Here is a 16,115-nt window from a genome sequence, read left to right as displayed (position 1 = left end):
ACTAGATACGTTTTGGCAAATTACCTAACCAAGTCATTAAGTTGGTCGCGTCACTGTTACGTGCTTGCGTGGTGCTTGCACCAAGTAATACGACGATCGCTGGACGTGAATTGACTGTGGTATGCATAACTACACAACGCCCCGCTTCATTGATATAACCAGTTTTGGATAGATTAATATTCCAACCGCCATTACGCACCAAGGCATTGGTATTATTAGATTTCAAGACACGATAACCCAGGTTAAAGTCATAACTCGCTGTTGTGGAGAACTGGCGAATCAATCCGTACTGTGAGGCCGCACTGACCAAAATACCTAAATCACGTGCGGATGCCACATTACGTGGATCTAGCCCAGTCGATTCATAATATTTGGTCGAGGTCATGCCCAAAGCACGAGCTTTAGCATTCATTGCAGCCACAAAGGCTGGCTTACCGCCTGGATACGTCCGCGCTAACGCAGCCGCAGCCGGATTTTCTGATTTCATCAAAGCAAACAATAACGCCTCGGCACGGTTCATTTTATCGCCGACACGTAATGTAGAGCTTGAATTTTTACCACCTGCTCCAGCGAAATCAACAGGCTGTAAGGTGATTTCTTCAGACATGTTTAAACGTGCATCTGCAGTCACAACGGCTGTCATCAATTTGGTAATCGATGCAATCGGTAAAGCGGTATTGGTATTTTTGCTATACAGCACTTCACCGGTTTGTGCATCAAGAACCAAGGCCGAACGGGCATTGACAACAGGCTGATTACGATAATTGCTTGAAGTATCCAAAATCTGGACTTTTTTAGCCACGGTCGCTGCAGGTGCCTGAGTACTGCTGCGTAGTGTTGTGGTGACCTTGGTGGAACCAGGTGGAGTCACGTCTTGCGCTACGGTTACTTCACCATTCAGAAACTGGTCGGCCTCTTCAGCTGACCAAGTGAGAGAAGCCTGTCCATTTTCCCCTGGAGCCGGATTCATGACGAGTTCTGCAAAGCTCGTTGAACTCAGGCTGAGTAGAATAGACATACTCAACACATGCATTAAAGACTTTTTAGAAGTTTTCATCATTCGACACTCAACTCGGGGAGAATAAGAGAAAGTTGCTTATTACCTACAATATACCTTACATTTGCACAGCAATCAGGCATTTCCAGTGCCACGATTTTGTACAAGACAATGCATTGAGGATATGAATAGCATTGCTAATTTTGTCGTTTCATTGCAAGCTTAATTTGCTTTATGTAACAAAAAAATAGATTTATTCAGGAAGGGAGAGAAACGTGATCACAGTCTTAGTTGTCGACGACCATGAGCTGGTACGTACAGGGATTTGTCGCATGTTAGAAGATCACGCTGATGTCCAGGTTATTGGTCAAGCTGAATCGGGTGAAGAAGCGATTGCTATGGTTCGCCAACATCATCCGAACGTGGTTTTACTCGATGTCAACATGCCCGGTATTGGTGGAGTAGAAACCACGCGCCGTCTGCTACAGTCTACACCGGAGACAAAAGTACTCGCGGTCAGTGGTCTTGCCGAAGAACCTTACCCGTCCTTATTACTCAAAGCAGGTGCTAAAGGTTACATCACGAAAGGTGCACCCATTTCTGAAATGGTGCGGGCAATTAAAAAAGTCATGCAAGGTGGTAAATATTTCAGTGCGGATATTGCCGAGCAGCTCGCCAGCTCCTATCTGTCTGACACCCAGCAGTCCCCTTTCGATGCCTTATCTGAACGTGAAATGCAGGTGGCCATGATGGTCGTCAATTGTATCAGTGCACAAGAGATTGCCGATAAGCTGTTTGTCAGTGTAAAAACCGTTAATACCTACCGCTATCGGATTTTTGAAAAACTCGGCATCGACAGTGACGTTAAACTGACTCACTTGGCGATTCGTTATGGCTTAATTAAGCCTTAATCCAGACCAACCTGATGCTTGCGATTCCAGCTTCCCTATTTCAGACGATTTATCGTTTAGCTATCCATTACAGTATTTATCGTCTGATTATTGCCCTAAGCCTGACGTTCATTTTTATGTTCACCCAAGGGCAACTCGGAAATTATTATCAGCAACCCACCTTATATTTTTATACCGCAGTTTTTTATGCCCTGATTAGCTTATTCCAGCTGGTCAGTCTCAAATTTCTGCCTTTTTCTACACAGCGACAACTGGTACTCATTCTAGCTTGTGATGTTCTGATGCTGAGCATCCTGACCTTTGCGGTCGGTAGTCCAAGTTTACATATCAGTCTGCTTTTTGTGATTACCATCTTTTCAGCCAGCCTCCTGCTGGATCAGCGTAAGGCCCTGATTATCACGCTGATTGCCGTTATTAGTGTGGTTTATCAACATTTTGTCGGCAGTGTATTGGATTTCTCTAGTCTTAATAATGTCGGTCACAATGCCCTTTTGGCTTTTTTGTTTTTTGTGGTGTATGGCTTGAGTCAATTGGCCGTACAACGCTTCCAGATTTTGCAGAACCTGCATCTGCATCAGTCACAGGAATTTCATCAACTGCAGAATATCAACCGCTATATTCTGGAACAAATTGAGGTGGGTTATCTGGTGCTCGATGCAGCTTGTCATATTGTGCTGGTAAATCCAGCAGCGTGCCATCTGCTCGGAATCCTGCCCACGTTTGCCCATCAAAAACAACCTTTGTCTGAAGTCCAACCTGATCTATGGCAACTGCTCAAATTTGACCATTTTAAACATGGGGAAAAATTTCAGTTTGAATCCCAATTTTCGCACTACACCATCCAGATTCAGTTACAGAAACTGATCACACCCCAGCAAAGTCTGAGTTTATTGGTGCTACAGGATGCACAAAAAATCAACCAGCAGGTTCAACAACTCAAACTCGCGGCCCTAGGACAACTGACTGCCAGCATTGCACATGAAATACGTAACCCTTTGGCGGCCATTACTCAGGCCAATCAATTGTTATTAGATAGTGATGCCGAACAGCAGCGTATGCTCACACAGATGATTGCCAAACAGGCCAATCGTATCGATGTCATTATTAAAGACACGCTCAATATGGCACGACACAAAGGGACTTTCCCAGAAAGGCTGCAATTAAAACTCTTCCTCACGGAATGCCTGCGGGAAGACTTTTCTGATATACAGCAGCAGATTCATTTAGACCTGCAACAAGACTGCTCGGTCGTGTTTGATCCTCTGCAACTCCGTCAGGTTTTAGTCAATCTGATCCGTAATGCGATTCGACATAATCGTGCATCAGACTTTATTCAATTACGGGTCAGTACGCATGAGCAAGGGGTCTGGATAGATGTGATTGATTTTGGCTCAGGGGTTCAGAAACAGGATATTTCACGTTTATTCCAGCCATTTTTCAGTACCGAAATTAACGGAACTGGTTTAGGATTATACTTATCTCGCAGTTTATGCGAAGCCAATCAAGCCAAACTGAGCTACATTGAACAACCACAAGGAGCATGTTTCCGCATTGAATGCTCCACAAATCATTTGAATCAGGTTTTGCAGGGATCATGACAGAAAAACAAGCCCTCGTCTTATTGGTGGATGATGAAGAAGACTTATGTACGCTGATGCAGATGACCCTGGCACGTATGGGCATCAAGACGCATATTGCGCATAGTTTACAACGTGCGCGCTATTTCTTTACCCAATACCAGTACGATGCCTGTCTGACCGATTTAAACATGCCAGATGGTAACGGTCTGGAGTTGGTCGAACTGGTCACACGCTGTTATCCCAACACACCGATTGCCGTACTGACCGCCTATGGCAGTATGGATATTGCAGTCAGTGCATTAAAAGCCGGAGCCTTTGATTTTGTCAGTAAACCGATTAATCAGAAGCATTTAACCCAACTATTACAAAAAGCCCTCAATCTGCCGAAATCCTGGTGTCCTGCCGCCGAAGATCGTCCCGAAAATCGCCTGTTGATCGGCCGTTCCGAGCCCATTCAGCAGCTACGGGCAGACCTGAATAAAATTGTCCGTTCTCAGGCACCTGTTTTTATTACCGGGGAATCCGGCAGTGGCAAAGAAGTGGTCGCACGTTTGATTCATCAGCTCAGTAACCGCAATCAGGGACCTTTTATTGCGATTAACTGTGGGGCAATTCCGGCAGAGTTGATGGAAAGTGAGCTGTTCGGCTATAAGAAAGGCAGCTTTAGCGGGGCAGCACAAGACAAACAGGGACTGATCCAGGCAGCCAATGGTGGCAGTTTATTCTTGGATGAAATTGCTGAATTGCCGCTTAATATGCAGGTCAAACTGCTACGAGTGCTGCAGGACAAACAGGTTCGCCCACTCGGCAGTGATCAGGAAATTGATGTCGATTTTCGCATCATCAGTGCCAGCCATCAGAATCTGACCAGTCTCGTGCAACAGGGGAAATTCCGTCAGGATTTGTTCTTCCGCCTGCATGTGATTGATGTAGTGCTTCCTCCCTTAAGAGAACGAGGACAGGATATTCTGTTATTGGCAGACCATTTTATTCAGCAGGTGTGTGATGAGTGGGATCTGCCCGTGAAATCGCTGAGTAAAGCAGCCCAGCAGTTTTTGCTACAGCAGCATTTTCCAGGTAATGTGCGTGAATTGCGCAATATGGTGGAACGTGCCATCGCATTCTGCGACGAGACCGAATTGCAAGTGGAAGACCTGCAAAACAGCATTTCCCCCCCTCTGCAACCAGCAGCGCCTCAACAGGAATCTGCTTCAGCCACGACTATCCATGCTCCGGGTGTCCTCTATGGTCAACTTCCAGCTGAAGGGTTAGAGCATTATCTGGAAAGAATCGAAAAAGAGCTGCTGTTAAAGGCACTTGATATGACCCACTGGAACCGTACGCTAGCGGCCAAGAAACTCGGCATGAGTTTCCGTTCCTTACGCTACCGGCTAAAAAAACTGGGCTTGGATTCCGAGGTCGAATAAAACTATTTGTGCTTAATCAATAACTCAGTGACATTTTCCAGATAGGTTTCATCACGGATCTCGCCAGAAATCGGATACAGGTAATCTGGCGTGACGCCTTGCCCCTCAATCATGTGACCTAACGGTGTGTAGTAATGTGAGACGGTCATTTGTAGCGCAGCACCATTGGGTAGGGCAAAGAGCTTTTGTACCACGCCCTTACCATAACTTTTCTCACCCACCACCCAGGCACGACCATGCTCCTTGAGCGCCATGGTAAAGACTTCAGCGGCAGAGGCAGAGCGCTGGTTAATCAAAATGCCGATTTTCAGGTTCTGGAAGTCATTGCTCGGTAAGGCCTGAAACTGCTGATCACCTTCGGAACGACTGCGGGTTGAGACAATAACACCTTGATTTAAAAACAGGTCCGCAGACTCCACCGCAGCGGACAATAGTCCCCCCGGATTATTACGTAAATCGATAAGGACTGCTTTCAAACGATTACTGGCATGATCTTCAATCAGATGCTTAATCTGGTTGGCAGTATCCTGCTGAAAGACCCGGACTTTAATCAGCAAAACCTGATTATGCAATAACTGAGCTTGAGTATCGGCTTCAATCTTTTTATTACGGACGATACTCACCGGAGGACGTTGCTCATCCAGTTGCACCAGCATGGTGGAGCCTATCGAACCGGTGAGCAATTCCTGTACCTGAACATGGTTCAGCTCTTTTAAGCTTTGATGGTCAATCTTGTCGACCACCAGACCATTGCGCAGGCCAAGTTTGCTGGAATCAGCTCCTTCTTTTAAGTTTTGGATTTGCCATTGATGATGCTGAACATCATAACGCAGACCAAAATCGACCGTTGCCAGCTCACCTTCAGTATATTGCAGCAGTTGTTGATATTCTTCAGGAGATAAATAACGCGAATAACGATCCAGTCCGCTGACCAGCCCCTTAATCGCCTGTTGGAACAAAACCTCATCAGATTTTGCTTCCACATAGTTTTTTTGTACCAAACCGTAGATCTGTACAAATTGCTGGATGGATTCTACTGGCACCTCAGTAAAATCCTCTTGCACGACGTCCGAATCCAGATCAGTGTTCGGACGCTCTGCTGCAAGAACCGGAACGGAAAATAAACAACAGCACACGATCCCCAGAATCTGAGCCAGGGTCTTTCCTTGTTGCATCATTCCGTCCTCTTGGGGGTTAAGCCTCAACCGTGATCAAATTACGGCCCTGCATATCTGCAGGTACAGGCAAATGCATCAAATTTAACAGCGTTGGTGCAACATCGGCCAACACGCCGCCTTCGGCAATCGTAGCTGCGCCTGGACCAACATAAATAAATGGCACCAGCTCAGTGGTATGCTGAGTATGCACCTGACCACTTTCATAGTCCTGCATCTGCTCCACATTACCATGGTCTGCCGTGATGATCATATGGCCTTTATTGGCCATGACAGCATCGTAAACACGGCCCAAACACGTATCCACCGCTTCAACTGCCTTCACGGCAGCATCAAAGACACCGGTATGCCCCACCATGTCACCATTGGCATAGTTCACAACTAACAGGTCATACTCACCAGAATTGATGGCCTTGACCAGTTCATCGGTCACTTCATAAGCGCTCATTTCTGGTTTGAGGTCATATGTCGCCACATTCGGAGATGGAATCAAGATGCGTTTTTCACCTGGATATTCATCTTCACGACCACCACTAAAGAAGAACGTCACATGCGCATATTTTTCGGTTTCAGCAATACGTAACTGCGTTTTACCCAAGTTTGACAGGTATTCACCAATCGAGTTTTTCAGCTCTTCCGGCATATACGCCACGGGTGCATCAATCGAGGCCTGATAGCGCGTGAGCATGACGAATTTGGCTAAATTCGGCACGACTTTACGTTCGAAACCGGCAAAGTCTTTTTCCACAAAGGCTTTGGTGATCTCGCGCGCACGGTCAGCACGGAAGTTCATAAAGACGATGCTGTCGCCATCCTGGATTTTGGCAATCTCACCAATACGGGTCGCCTTGACAAACTCATCGCTTTCATCCGCTGCATAGGCCTGTTCCAGACCTTCTAGCGCAGTGGCTGCAGTACGGACTGCCTCACCTTCGGTCAACAGGCGATAGGCTTGTTCTACACGATCCCAGCGATTGTCACGGTCCATGGCATAGTAACGGCCAATCATCGATGCAATACGGCCTTGACCCGGATATTGGGCAAACAGCGCATCCAGTTTTTCTAACGAAGGTTGTGCACTTTTCGGTGGTGTATCACGGCCATCAAGGAAAGCATGCAGATAAACTCGCGCACCACGTTTTAGCGCCAGTTCACACATCGCCACGATATGGTCTTCATGAGAATGCACACCGCCTTCCGACAACAGCCCCATGATATGCACAGCGCCACCCGATGCTTTGGCCTTTTCAACCGCATCCACCAGCACTTCATGCTCAAAGAACGCACCAGTACGAATATCTTTGGTAATCCGGGTAAAGTCTTGGTACAACACTCGGCCTGCGCCCAAGTTCATGTGACCCACTTCCGAGTTACCCATCTGGCCATCCGGCAAACCCACATCTTCACCAGAGCCAGAAATCAAACCATGCGGATGCTTTTGTGTGATGGCTGTCAAATTTGGAGTTTTCGCTGCAAGAAAAGCGTTATCCTCGACCGCTTCACGATGGCCCACACCATCCATAATCACCAGAACGTGAGGGATTTTGCCAGCAGTTGCATCCGTCATGATTTTCACTCTTTCATTTGTTTACAAATTCAGCATGCTATCTTACCGAATTTTGCTGCAAGACTCTATGTTCTGTGCGGGCTTTCACGCACAGAAATAGACGAACTGGCAAAGTGTTATACGCTTTTAGCGGACGCGCTGTAGTAAATAACCACCGGCAATAAACATCAGGACAATCGGGATAAAGACGAACCACGCGGGCGATGGCGAGTACACCAAGCTGGCATAACCCAAGAAATCCTGCAGATAAAAGAAACCTAACCCGATAAACAGCGCGATGACCAAACGGAAACCCATCGACTGCTGACGCAATGGCCCAAAAATAAACGAACAGGCAATCAGAACCAAGGCAATCAGAGCAAACGGCGCACCAACTTTTTGCCAGAACGCCAACTGATAAGTTTTGGGTACCTGGCTGTATTCATGCATATAGCGCATGAAACTGATCAACTGGCTGGGTGACAGGTCTTCAGGATCAATCGTCACCATATGCACATATTTCGGTTGTAAAGCGAGTCCTAGGGCCTGTTGATCTGCCCGTTGATGGACGGCATTACCATTCGCTAAAACATCCACCTGCTGGGCGGTACTTAAATTCCAGCGCCCATCGCTGACAAATTGCCCTTGCTCCGCATTCAGCACCGATTGCAACCGATAATTCTGGTCAAAATCGACGACCTGAATATTTCGCAGATTCCCTTGTGAATTGGCGTAATCAATGTAAATAAAACGCTGGCCTTCACGTGTCCAATAGCCTTTCACTTCACCTAAAGCGGCGACGCTTTGATGAGTTTTCACGCTTTTCGCCTGCTCATTGGTATATGGAATCACCCATTCGCTTAAGGCAAAAGACAGCACCACCAACAACATCGCAGAGCGGATCACCCAGCCAACAATGCGCCACAGGCTAATCCCGACTGAACGCATCACGATCAGCTCACTGTTGGATGCCATAGTGCCAAGACCTAGCACCGCCCCCATCAAAGCCGAGATCGGCAAAATCTCATACAGATAACGCGGTGCCCCCCAAAGCACATATTGCAATGCTTGCCAGGCATTATAGTGCTCGTTTAGGTCACTCAATTCCCCCAGATAGGTAAACAGGACCTGCAGCATAGATAAGACGGCTGTCGCCCCCAGCATTGCGAGTGCGGTAGTTTTGGTCACATGTTTAGCGACTATTCGACGTGCAAACATTGTTAAGACCTCACGCGTTCAATGTGTTTCTGGATTTTAGGGCCCAATTTCTGCTTACGCGAGAACAGCGCTGCAGCGATCGCATAGGCGATCAAGACTGCTGGATAAGCCCATACACCAAGCTCGTCTTTACTGATGCGGGTTTTAATTGCCATCAAGGCCACAATTAAACTGGCAAAAATCAGAATGGCCGGAAACAGGCGAAAATAGCGTCCCTGACGTGGATTTACTTCGGACAAGGCCACGGCTAGCATCAAAGCCACGATCAGGGCAAACGGCACAAAGAAACGCCAGCCCAACTCACTGACCACCACGGGATCATGGCGATTTTTCCAGAGTTTCGCGGTAGGTAAGGCTTCTACTTCAGCGCTTTCAAACTGGGCAGCCTTGTCATTTTCCAGACGCAACCGATAGCTTGCGAATTCAGCTTGTGAATACTGTGGCTTGCCCGGATAAATTTCATAACGGCGGCCTTCCACCAGATCAACCACATTGGCCGTATCATTCGCCACTTCAACCCGGGTCGCTTCACGTGCCAGAATCATCACATCCGGCTTACCGGGTCTTTCCGCACGCTGATAGAAAAAGATATCTTTCAGATTTTTGCGGTCATCGGAAAGATCACCAGCATAAATGGTATATGGCCCTGAAGAAATAAATTCTTTTGGTCGCACCAGATCAAAACCGGTCCGCACCGCCTGATTGGTGGTCAGCTCTTCGAACTGGCGCAAACCCCAAGGTGACATCCACAGCATTAACCCGCTCTGTGCCAATAAATAGACCAAGGTCAGCGGAATAAGTAAACGGCCCAGTTGATGCCGGCTCACGCCACTGCTGTTCAGTACTGCCATTTCATGATCGACATACAAACGGCCAAACACCAGCATCAAACCGATAAAAAATCCTAACGGCAAGATCAGGGTCAGGAATTCAGGCATCCGGTAGCCAATAATGCTGAACAGGATACTGGCATCCAAACGACCTTGCGCAGCGATACCAAAATACTTGATCAATCGGCCACCCATCATGATCAAGGTCAATAAGGCAATCACCACCAGAGAAGTGGATACAACTTGCTTGACGAGATAACGCCGAATAATCAAATTAATTCTTCCAAAAGGGTTCATCAGGACTAGCGCTAGTTTACCCGAATGTTAAAAATATAAAACCTATCCCACCGTTGTACATTGCAACTCTATCACCGGAAATGTTTCAATGGTTGAATGATTTGCAAACCTTTATAAGGCATGAATACCGCAATGAAACTTACCCTTCAAACTTCACTCGCTGCGACTAGCTCAACCCCGTATCTGTTGATTTTGGTTGATGCAGAGCATTTGGAAAACGCAGCGGCAGCCTATCAAGTCAATGAATTAGAAAACTTAATTGCCGCGACCCAGTTTAAAGCGAGCCTCAATGAAAATTTACCGCTGATTGGGAAAATCACAGCCGCACCCAATGCAGCCTTGATCGGCCTCGATAAAACTGCGGAGCTTAAGCCCGCGAAACTGGCCAAGCTGGCACAAACGATTGTGCAAGGCGTACAAAAGAAATTTAAACAAATTAGTCTGGATATTTCCGCTTTGCCACAGGAACTGCATTACCTGTTCGCATTGAATCTGACCCAAGCTGCCTACGGTTTTGATGAATTCAAAAGCAAAAAAAATGAATTTTTGCTCGAACAGATCAATTTAATTGCCAGCCAGACGCCATTAACTGAAGCACAACTCACCCTAGTGGATGCTATCCAATCTGGTCAGAGTATGGCGCGTGACCTCGGTAACCGTCCGGGCAATATCTGTTTCCCGGAATATCTGGCAGAGCAGGCACAGGCTTTGGCCGCAGAATTTCCAGACTTACTCAAGGTCAATGTGCTAGATGAGCAGCAAATGACAGAATTGGGTATGCATGCCTTTTTAGCGGTCAGCAAAGGTTCCGAGCGTCCAGGTCGCATCATCACCCTCGACTATCAAGCACAACTCGACCAAGCACCTGTCGTCTTGGTGGGTAAAGGCATTACCTTTGACACTGGTGGCATTTCACTGAAACCAGGCCTGGGCATGGATGAAATGAAATTCGACATGTGCGGTGCAGCCTCCGTCTTGGGTACCATGCGTGCACTTTGTGAAGCACGTCTGCCGATCCATGTGGTCGGTACGATTGCAGCGGCAGAAAACATGCCATCCGGTCATGCCACCCGTCCAGGCGACATCGTGACCAGCATGAGTGGCCAAACCATTGAAATTCTCAATACCGATGCTGAAGGCCGCCTGGTACTGTGTGACACCCTGACCTACATCAAACGCTTTGATCCAGCAGTGGTCATTGATATTGCGACGCTCACCGGCGCCTGTGTGGTCGCACTCGGTAAAGTACTCAGTGGACTGTTCTCACCCGATGATGAACTGGCCAATGAAATTAGCGCAGCCGGTGAACAGAGTTTCGACCGCGTCTGGCGTATGCCGGTGATTGATGATTATCAGGAATTATTAGACTCTCCATTCGCCGACATTGCCAATATTGGGGGTCCAACCGCAGGCTCTGTAACAGCGGCTTGTTTCTTGCAGCGTTTTACCCGTGACTATCGCTGGGCGCATCTGGATGTTGCAGGCACAGCATGGCTGTCAGGCACCAGCAAAGGCGCAACGGGTCGACCAGTACCTTTGTTGATGCAATTCCTGGCCAACCGCGCGGTTGCCAATGGCTAAGGTTAGCTTTTATCTGTTTGAAAAAAGCCCGGAACGGCAAGTCGAAAGTGCTTGCCGTTTATGCCGCAAGCTGCTGCCCAAGCAGGGCAAAATCTGGCTGTACTGTCCAGATCCCGACTTACAGCAGCAACTGGATGAGCGCCTGTGGAGCTTTGATCCCAGCAGTTTTATCCCGCATGGTATCGAGCAGACCGATGCACCCGTCTGTATTTCAGCACAGCTTCCTGACAGTGCAGCGTGGCTGGTGTTTAATTTTAACAATCAGGCGCTTGAACAAACGGACAAATTTGGTCACATTATTGAAATTATCGAAAATGATGAAACGGCCAAACAGATTGGCCGAGAAAAATTCAAACAATATCGGCGCTTGGGTATTCAACCGCGCACCTTTAAACTATAAACCCGCTTAATTTTACCCCGGCAAGGAGATGTGTAGTGGCACTTAATGTAGGTCAAGATTTTAAAAAGCGCTGGCTTCAGGCTCCTGAAGCTGTACGTCAAGCTTTTCTTGATGACCTCGCCCGCATCTGTGATCTGCTGCAATCCAGTGGTGACATCCAACAATGGCTCACTGCTGATCAGCTGGCCCAAAAAGCCTCTGAACAGAAAATTGCCATTGCCTATGCCAACTTAAAAGCAGAACTGCTCGAACAGGCTCGGATTCGTCGCCAACTGGCTTTAGAAAAAAGCCTTGAGGACAAACGTGCCGCCCAGGCTGCATACGCTGCGGCTTTGCAACAACATGAAATTGAGCATTTCACTGAACAAACCCTGCTCCTGTCACAATTACGTGCACAGCTCGATCAGGAAATCCAAGACTACACGCAACGCTACCAGCAGAATCCGGCACAGCCGTCGATTGATTACAGCCATCCACGACGTCTCGCGATTTCAGACGAACAGATCCTGTCAGAACTGGAAAGCGTTCGCCTGCGCCTGGAACTCGAAGCTGAAACCCTGATTGAAGAAGCAGTAAGCGCTTTTAGAAACAAGCTGCAGGCAGCCGCACAGGAAGAGATTAGCTACATACTGCAGAATTCAGATTTTTCTGACCAGACGATCAAAAATTAATTTGACCTGATTTTCAAATTTCTTTTCGCTTTTGTCATCAAAGTGACATAAAAATGCAACAATATAGTCACATCTTTAAATCATTGTGTTTAAAGATCATGCACTTAGCATGTGACTCTACAGTAGCATGAGGAAGAAAATAATGGATCTATTGACCCAGATTTCGGCACGAATTAGCAAACTACATTCTGGCGAAAAATGGACAATATCCGCAGAAGACTTGTTACTCAGCCGCGCTGATTTTCAGTCTATCTCGGTTTATTTCTCTCGAAAGGCCCAAGAAAAAGGAGACTTTTCCGTCTCCACTCCCAAAAGCGTCAAGCCTTGGTTAGGCAGCACTTCTTTAACCATTATTAAACATTAAAAAGACAGAGGGTGGAAATAGCTCATCACGATGGGCTATCTCCGTTTTAACGCTTATTTCAAGAACCCATTTTCCGCGAGAAAAGCCATACTGATTTTTGATTCGGTATGCGTATCGGCGGCTTTGTCGCCCAACAGTAAACGTTCGATATAACGTGCCAGCACATCCACTTCCAGATTGACTTTGCTGCCCACTTTCCATGTGCCAATATTGGTACGTTCTGCCGTATGTGGGATCAGGTTCAAACTGAGAATATTGCCACGTAAATGGTTAATCGTCAGGCTAATGCCATCGACAGTCACTGAGCCTTTTTCAGCCAGATACTTGGCGATTTCAGCCGGTGCGGTCACTTCAAAATACAGGGATCGTGCATCTTCACGCACCAAGGTAATTTCACCCACTGCATCGACATGACCGCTGACAATATGGCCACCAAAACGTGTAGTTGGCAGCATGGCCTTTTCCACATTGACCGGCTGACCCACTTTCCAATGTCCGAGCGTCGTGCGGTTCAAACTTTCACGTGACACATCAGCCGCATACCAGTTGTCGCCCCATTCGATCACGGTCAGGCAAATGCCGTTGGTGGCAATCGAATCGCCCAAATGCACATCCGACAAATCTAGATCAGTCTGGATGCGCAAACGGATATCCCCCCCCACACTTTGCAGGCTTTGCACTTTGCCGAGGCTTTCAATAATCCCTGTAAACATAACGACGCTCTCTATGGGGTTGGATTTACCATAAGGCCAATTGGGTGCTCACACCTGAGGTATCGACACCACCGAGTTCGGCAAAATGATAAAGTTGTCCTAATAATTGACGTAACGGTGGCCCTGCCTTGGCATGGGTATCGGTAATCACAATAAATTCAAGTACGCGTGCCCGCTCTGACTGACGCTGTTTACTCACCCGATAACGTGGTACATCCTGCGTTAACAAGGTGACTTTACCGCGTGCCAGATTGGCTTTTAGCAAGTCCTGTGGGGAAATATTGCCATCAGTGGAATAACTGGTCAGGATGTAACGAGCATTAATGGTAGACAGTAATTTCTCATATGCTTCTTTAGCATATTTTGAGGAATTATAAGGACTTGGTCGTTCTTTACGCCACGCCCGGTCAATCCCGCTTTTATAACCTTTGGTATCCGGACTCGGTAAGTCCACCTGATCCCACAAGGTTAATGCGTTCAGTACATGATAGTTACTGCTGTAGGCATGCTGGTTATATGGTGGATCGAGATAGGCGACATCGACCTCGAAACCACTCATCTGGTTCGCGAGATGCTGGGCATCCACACACCACATCTCCGCTGCCGGACGTTTCGGGTCGCCGATTTCACAAAAACGGCTTGGGGTCAGCCACAACAAGGACTCAATCCGCTCCAGCGCAGTCTGGGTTTTTCCACCCCAGCCATGGTGGAAGCTTTTAAATACCCCACTGGTATTACTGACAAAACTGGCGGAATACAACAACGGTGCCAGTAAGGCACTCATTTCGACATCATCGATCGCCCCTTGTGCCTGCCAAGTGGCAATCTGCTGGCGGATGGCATCAATGCGCATGCCATTACGGCGTTTGAAGAACAACCGGTCACGTGTCGGGTCATAGATCTCATCATTACGCGGACACAAATTATGCGTCACCCAGCCTTTGACTTCGGGCAAACGGTTCAGGTAATCAATGGCTTTCTGATAACCGCCAAGTTCCTTGAATGCAGGTGCCTCTACACAGGATAAAATCGCACTATTTAACGCGTGGCTATACGGTTCCCAGTCATTGGCAATCACCCGGTAGCCATTTTGCCGGGCCAGACGTGAAACCACACCACTCCCAGCAAAAAAATCCGCAAAAATCGGCGCACGCTTAGCTTTGGGATTAAGCGTTCCAGTAATTTCCAGAGCTTCCAGAATCAGATGCAGCAATCGGCGCTTGTTGCCCAGATAAGGCACCAGCTGGTGAAAAAGGTATTCATCCGTGGTGCGCGCTGCATGGCGACGTTTGTGATAAACCGAAGACTCTGGATTCATATTGTCTCTTGCGTAGGGATTAGCCTTAAGCGTAAGTCATCCCCTACCGGGGTAAACTGTTCAAACTTAAAACGGAGTTGCTCGGCCAGACGGATCAAGTCAGCATTAAACATGGCACGTGCCGACTGCCCCAATAAGGTCGGTGCAACATAATAGATCATTTCATCGACTAAATGTGCCTGTAAGAAGGCGGTAGACAAAGTCGAACCGGCTTCCACCAGCACATCATAAATCTGGTAATGCTGAGATAAGGTCTGTAACAGGGCGTTTAAAGGCTGAATCTCCAACTGGATGACCCCCAAATCGGCCAACTCCTGACGAAATGGCCCCATGACCATTACAGTTTCCGGCTGTTTCAATATTTTGGCACTTAATGGTAAACGGCCCTGACGGTCCAGAACCACTCGCTTCGGCTGTACCACAGTCGTTAAATCTACATTCGGCAAGTCACGCACATTGAGCTGGCAATCATCCACCAATACTGTATCAATACCCGTAATCACAGCACCGGAAATTGCACGCCAATGTTGCACGTCCTGACGGGCAGCGGATCCGGTGATCCATTTCGACTCTCCCGACGCCATCGCGGTACGGCCATCGAGACTGGCTGCAATTTTTAAGCGCACATAAGGCAACCCCGTTGCCATAGCTTTCAGGAAACCAAAATTCAAGCTATGTGCTTGCTGTTGTAAAACCCCAACTTCTACTTCAATGCCGGCATCACGCAGAATCTGCACGCCTTTTCCAGCCACCAGAGGATTAGGGTCTGGACAGGCCACTACCACTTTTTTCAGCTGGGCTTTAACCAGTGCTTCTGCACAAGGCGGGGTCCGGCCATAATGTGCACAAGGTTCCAGCGTGACATAAGCGGTCGCCCCTTGTGCGTCCGCACCTGCCTGGCGCAAGGCAAAGACTTCAGCATGCGGTTGCCCTGCTTTGGGGTGGAACCCTTCACCAATCACCTGTCCATCTTTAACGATGACACAGCCGACATTCGGGTTCGGTTTGGTGGAATACTGTCCACGTTGGGCCAGTTCAATTGCCCGTTGCATCCAGTATTGATCTTGCGTCAGCTCAGACATCTTTA

At 47.8% G+C, this 16,115-nt stretch carries 15 protein-coding genes; 7 read left to right on the top strand and 8 right to left on the bottom strand.

Translation table 11 applies throughout. From position 1 onward, the window contains the following. Position 1: 1 nt before the first annotated feature. Positions 2-1,057 carry a D-alanyl-D-alanine endopeptidase PBP7/8 gene (gene pbpG / locus PGW99_RS00920; protein WP_273779382.1) on the bottom strand — a complete coding sequence of 352 codons (1,056 nt, stop codon included), beginning with the start codon at positions 1,055-1,057 and terminating at the stop codon, positions 2-4. Between the two features lie 215 nt (positions 1,058-1,272). Between pbpG and gacA the strand changes: the two genes are divergently transcribed. The 3 genes from gacA to PGW99_RS00905 are packed head-to-tail and all read left to right on the top strand — an operon-like array spanning position 1,273 to position 4,915. Further along, entirely contained in the window at positions 1,273-1,908 is a 636-nt protein-coding gene (gacA, locus tag PGW99_RS00915; protein WP_273778213.1) for a response regulator transcription factor GacA, read from the top strand. 11 nt (positions 1,909-1,919) lie between these two features. Next, positions 1,920-3,506, top strand: a complete 1,587-nt coding sequence (locus PGW99_RS00910) for a sensor histidine kinase (RefSeq protein WP_273779381.1) — start codon at positions 1,920-1,922, stop codon at positions 3,504-3,506. Then, positions 3,503-4,915 carry a sigma-54-dependent transcriptional regulator gene (locus PGW99_RS00905; protein ID WP_273778212.1) on the top strand — a complete coding sequence of 471 codons (1,413 nt, stop codon included), beginning with the start codon at positions 3,503-3,505 and terminating at the stop codon, positions 4,913-4,915. The genes PGW99_RS00910 and PGW99_RS00905 overlap by 4 nt, the downstream gene beginning before the upstream one ends. Before the next feature lie 2 nt (positions 4,916-4,917). Here the strand turns inward: PGW99_RS00905 and PGW99_RS00900 are convergent, their stop codons facing one another. The 4 genes from PGW99_RS00900 to lptF form a co-directional block, all read right to left on the bottom strand. Next, entirely contained in the window at positions 4,918-6,093 is a 1,176-nt protein-coding gene (locus tag PGW99_RS00900; protein WP_273778211.1) for a S41 family peptidase, read from the bottom strand. 16 nt (positions 6,094-6,109) lie between these two features. Then, entirely contained in the window at positions 6,110-7,657 is a 1,548-nt protein-coding gene (gpmI, locus tag PGW99_RS00895) for a 2,3-bisphosphoglycerate-independent phosphoglycerate mutase (RefSeq protein ID WP_273778210.1), read from the bottom strand. A gap of 126 nt (positions 7,658-7,783) precedes the next feature. Beyond that, on the bottom strand, positions 7,784-8,854 hold the full coding sequence (gene lptG, locus PGW99_RS00890) for an LPS export ABC transporter permease LptG (protein ID WP_273778209.1): 1,071 nt from the start codon (positions 8,852-8,854) through the stop codon (positions 7,784-7,786). A gap of 2 nt (positions 8,855-8,856) precedes the next feature. Beyond that, the gene (gene lptF / locus PGW99_RS00885; RefSeq protein ID WP_273778208.1) at positions 8,857-9,957 is read right to left on the bottom strand and encodes an LPS export ABC transporter permease LptF; all 1,101 of its coding nucleotides are present in this window, start codon (positions 9,955-9,957) and stop codon (positions 8,857-8,859) included. Between the two features lie 156 nt (positions 9,958-10,113). Here lptF and PGW99_RS00880 point away from each other — a divergent pair, with 156 nt between their 5' ends. From PGW99_RS00880 to PGW99_RS00865, 4 genes are all read left to right on the top strand, one after another. Next, entirely contained in the window at positions 10,114-11,562 is a 1,449-nt protein-coding gene (locus PGW99_RS00880) for a leucyl aminopeptidase (protein ID WP_273778207.1), read from the top strand. Continuing rightward, complete coding sequence (locus tag PGW99_RS00875) at positions 11,555-11,962, top strand: DNA polymerase III subunit chi (RefSeq protein ID WP_273778206.1); 408 nt, start codon at positions 11,555-11,557, stop codon at positions 11,960-11,962. The genes PGW99_RS00880 and PGW99_RS00875 overlap by 8 nt, the downstream gene beginning before the upstream one ends. 35 nt (positions 11,963-11,997) lie before the next feature. Further along, positions 11,998-12,633 (top strand): cell division protein BlhA, encoded by a 636-nt coding sequence (gene blhA / locus PGW99_RS00870; RefSeq protein ID WP_273778205.1) that lies wholly within the window; start codon positions 11,998-12,000, stop codon positions 12,631-12,633. A 142-nt stretch (positions 12,634-12,775) separates the two neighbouring features. Beyond that, positions 12,776-12,997 (top strand): hypothetical protein, encoded by a 222-nt coding sequence (locus PGW99_RS00865; RefSeq protein WP_273778203.1) that lies wholly within the window; start codon positions 12,776-12,778, stop codon positions 12,995-12,997. A gap of 53 nt (positions 12,998-13,050) precedes the next feature. Here the strand turns inward: PGW99_RS00865 and PGW99_RS00860 are convergent, their stop codons facing one another. The 3 genes from PGW99_RS00860 to ribD are packed head-to-tail and all read right to left on the bottom strand — an operon-like array spanning position 13,051 to position 16,110. Next, positions 13,051-13,710, bottom strand: coding sequence for a riboflavin synthase (locus PGW99_RS00860; RefSeq protein ID WP_273778201.1), 660 nt, complete (start codon positions 13,708-13,710; stop codon positions 13,051-13,053). A 25-nt stretch (positions 13,711-13,735) separates the two neighbouring features. Then, positions 13,736-15,028 (bottom strand): DNA adenine methylase, encoded by a 1,293-nt coding sequence (locus PGW99_RS00855; protein WP_273778199.1) that lies wholly within the window; start codon positions 15,026-15,028, stop codon positions 13,736-13,738. Then, entirely contained in the window at positions 15,025-16,110 is a 1,086-nt protein-coding gene (ribD, locus tag PGW99_RS00850) for a bifunctional diaminohydroxyphosphoribosylaminopyrimidine deaminase/5-amino-6-(5-phosphoribosylamino)uracil reductase RibD (protein ID WP_273778198.1), read from the bottom strand. Before ribD ends, PGW99_RS00855 begins: the two co-directional genes overlap by 4 nt. Positions 16,111-16,115 lie beyond the last annotated feature (5 nt).

Source organism: Acinetobacter sp. GSS19 (assembly GCF_028621895.1).
In the GTDB taxonomy this organism is placed as follows: Bacteria; Pseudomonadota; Gammaproteobacteria; order Pseudomonadales; family Moraxellaceae; genus Acinetobacter.
The sequence above is the reverse complement of the archived record's forward strand: the minus strand, read 5'-3'. Positions and strand labels throughout refer to the sequence as shown.